The sequence below is a fragment of the Roseateles flavus genome (assembly GCF_039872765.1).
Taxonomy (GTDB): Bacteria; Pseudomonadota; Gammaproteobacteria; order Burkholderiales; family Burkholderiaceae_C; genus Roseateles_B; species Roseateles_B flavus.
On sequence record NZ_JBDPZC010000036.1, the window covers coordinates 1 to 3193 of the forward strand.

A 3193-nucleotide genomic window follows, 5' to 3' on the forward strand; every position below is an offset into this window, starting at 1 on the left:
CGTAAGCGTCCTGGGAAGTCAGGTTGATCCTCTTGGGCATGCCTAGGATGCTCGTATCCATCAACGACTTGATGGGTACGTACGCACTATGGACCAAGCAACGCCAGGCCGTCGGCGGCGAGTTCACAGCGCCGAGTTCAAGGCGCAGGCAGTGCAAGCCTCGCAGCAGCCAGGCGTCTCGATGGCCGCGGTGGCGATGGCTAATGGCATCAACGCCAACCTGCTGCGGCGCTGGGTCCATGAGAGGGCTCAGCCTCCTATCGACGCAGTGACCGTCAGCGAGAAGCCTGTTGGCTTCATCGAGCTACCGATGCCGGCACCACCCGCGCCGTCCGTGCCGAGTGCAGAGCCCATCCGCATTGAAGTCCGCCGCGGCTCGACCGTCATCGCAGTGACGTGGCCAGCAAGCGCTGCTGATGCGTGCGCGGGCTGGATGCGCGAGCTGCTGCGTTGATCCGCATCGACGCCGTGTGGCTCGCGACGACGCCGCTGGACATGCGCGCCGGCACTGAGACCGCCCTGGCCCGCGTCGTTCAGGTCTTCGGCGGCGCCAAGCCTCACCACGCCTACCTGTTCGCCAACCGGCGCGCCACGCGCATGAAGGTGCTCGTGCATGACGGCATCGGCGTGTGGCTGGCAGCGCGGCGCCTGCACCAAGGCCGCTTCGTGTGGCCTCGCGATGTCACGTTGGAGCAGATGCCGCTGACCCAGCCTCAGCTGCAGGCCCTGGTGCTTGGCCTGCCGTGGCAGCGCGTGGAAGACGACGGCGTGATCCGGTTGCTGTGACGCAATCGGTGCTCGCGCCGATGCGCGTGGCCCGCTGGCGCTCCACACTGCCGTCATGGCAGTCGCAGCGCCCCTCAGTGCCGAAGACATCGCCTCGCTGGAAGCCGCGGGGCTCGGGCACATCGGCGCCAAGGTGCGAGCGCTCTTGGACCGCCAGGCGCACGACCGTCACGAGATTGAGTGGCGCGACGCCAGGATCGAGAAGCTCACTTTCGAGATGGCGCAGCTGCGCCGGGTGAAGTTCGGCAAGAAGAGCGAGCAGCTCGACGCCGAGCAGAAGGCGCTCTTCGACGAGGCGGTCGATGCTGACCTCGCCGCCCTGGAAGCACAGCTCGCAGAGCTGATGGCGGCCAAGCGCAAGGACACCGAGCCCGCGCCCGAACGTCCCAAGCGCGCTGCGCTGCCGCCACATCTGCCGCGCGTGGAGCGGCACCACGAACCCAGCGATACGACGTGCCCCTGCGGCTGCCAGATGACACGCATTGGCGAGGACGTCAGCGAGAAGCTGGACTACACGCCCGGCAGCTTCACGGTGGAGCGCCATGTGCGCGGCAAGTGGGCCTGCGCGAAGTGCCGTACGTTGACCCAGGCGCCGGTGCCGGCGGAGATCATCGACAAGGGCTTGCCCACGTCGGGCTTGCTCGCCCATGTGCTGGTCGCCAAGCATTCGGACCACCTACCGCTCTACCGCCAGGAGGTCATTTTCGAGCGCGCCGGCCTGGCCATCCCGCGTTCGACGCTGGCTGCCTGGCTGGGTGTGTGCGGAGTGCGCCTGCAGCCGTTGGTAGACGCCATGAAGACCGACCTGCTGCGCCTGCCAGTGCTGCACGCCGACGAGACGCCGGTCGCCATGCTGGCGCCCGGCACCGGCAAGACCCATCGCGCCTATCTCTGGGCCTACGCCAGCGGCGCTTTCGAGACGATGCGCGCCGTGGTCTACGACTTCACCGAGAGCCGCTCGGGTCAGCATCCGCGGACCTTCCTCGGTCACGGCACTGGGAGCGCCTGGAAGGGCAGCCTGGTGTGTGACGACTACTCGGGCTACAAGGCGCTGTTCCTCGACGGCGGCATCACCGAGGTGGGCTGCATGGCCCACGCGCGCCGCAAGTTCGTGGAACTGCACCTGGCCAACAAGAGCACGCTGGCGGCCACCGCCATCGAGCTCATCGGGCAGCTCTACGGCATCGAGCGGGAAGTGAAGGACGGGCCAGCCGAGGAGAGGTTGAGAGAGCGACGAACGCGCGCGGCACCGGTCGCGGAGGCCCTGCACAAGTGGTTGTTGGAGTTCCGGCCGAAGGTGCCGGATGGCTCGGCGACTGCGAGGGCCATGGACTACAGCTTGCATCGCTGGGCGGCGCTCACCCGCTACCTCGTCGATCCCGCCTTGCCCATCGACAACAATTTCGACGAACAGCAGATCAGGCCCTGGGCTACCGGGCGCAAGAACTGGCTCTTCGCCGGGACGTTGCTCGCGGGGCAGCGAGCCGCGGTCATCATGAGCCTCATTCAGACGGCCAAGCTCAACGGGCACGACCCGTATGCCTACTTGCGCGACGTGCTGACCCGGCTGCCGACGCACAGGAACAGCGATTTGGGTGAACTCCTGCCGCATCGCTGGAAGCGGTACGAGTCGCCATGACAAGATGCCGTCCCATGACGACCGGATGCCTTGCGACATGACCCAAGAACAAGACCATGCTCTCTTGCAACTGACGGATGAGCTCAAGCGCCACTTGGCCGACATCGTGAATGGCGTGCAAGAAGCAAAGGAAGTGCGGACGGCCGCATACGAGCAAGTCGAGCTGTTGAGCAAGAAGCTGACTGCGATGCTGAAGGGGCGAGAGCTTCTGCCGCGCAGAACACTTCTCATGCTCGACATGGCGGCCAATACACTGGAGAACGAGGCTTCATACGCGAAGGAGCCGGCGCGCGTCACAGCGATGGCGAACGCAATCCGAATGACATTGGGGCTGATCTTGCTAGGCGAGGCGCACGAGGATCGCAAGCCTGGCGTTCCGCGAATCGTCTGAGGCTGACTCCAGGCTGGACTCGACTACTTGCTTGACGCGGCATCCCAAGACTTCTGCCCGTACTCTCGCACCGATGAAATTCGAAATCACGCACATCTTCGAGAAGCAACGCCCGGTGACGCTGTTCGCGCGGCAGCTTGGAGCTGGCGAGTTCAGCCTATCGGAATCGCCAATGCTTGGTGGCGTTCCGATCAAGCGCTACGTGTCCTAGCCTCGATCCATCATGCCGGACGGCAAGCCTGACCTCTCGCAGTTCTCTTTCGTTCTGTCGTCGGCCAACGATTTGCCAAAGCTTGGAGTGGGCCAGATCGTCGAACTCACGTAGCTGGCCTGCGACGTCGGCACACAAAGTCAACATGACTTGGCTGGCCGCTTAC

Annotated in this window: 4 protein-coding genes; all 4 read left to right on the forward strand. The window is 65.1% G+C overall.

Annotation, left to right across the window (positions count from 1 at the left end; all coding sequences use genetic code 11):
- Positions 1-88: 88 nt before the first annotated feature.
- From ABDJ40_RS24560 to ABDJ40_RS24575, 4 genes are read left to right on the forward strand one after another with little or no spacing between them, the layout of a single operon-like run.
- Entirely contained in the window at positions 89-454 is a 366-nt protein-coding gene (locus ABDJ40_RS24560) for a transposase (protein WP_347613726.1), read from the forward strand.
- A complete protein-coding gene (gene tnpB, locus ABDJ40_RS24565; RefSeq protein WP_347613728.1) occupies positions 451-786 on the forward strand; it encodes an IS66 family insertion sequence element accessory protein TnpB in 336 nt (111 codons plus the stop codon). The genes ABDJ40_RS24560 and tnpB overlap by 4 nt, the downstream gene beginning before the upstream one ends.
- Positions 787-841: 55 nt before the next feature.
- Positions 842-2425, forward strand: a complete 1584-nt coding sequence (tnpC, locus tag ABDJ40_RS24570; protein ID WP_347613729.1) for an IS66 family transposase — start codon at positions 842-844, stop codon at positions 2423-2425.
- Positions 2426-2462: 37 nt separating this feature from the next.
- Positions 2463-2816 carry a hypothetical protein gene (locus ABDJ40_RS24575; protein ID WP_347613731.1) on the forward strand — a complete coding sequence of 118 codons (354 nt, stop codon included), beginning with the start codon at positions 2463-2465 and terminating at the stop codon, positions 2814-2816.
- The last annotated feature ends 377 nt before the right edge of the window (positions 2817-3193 follow it).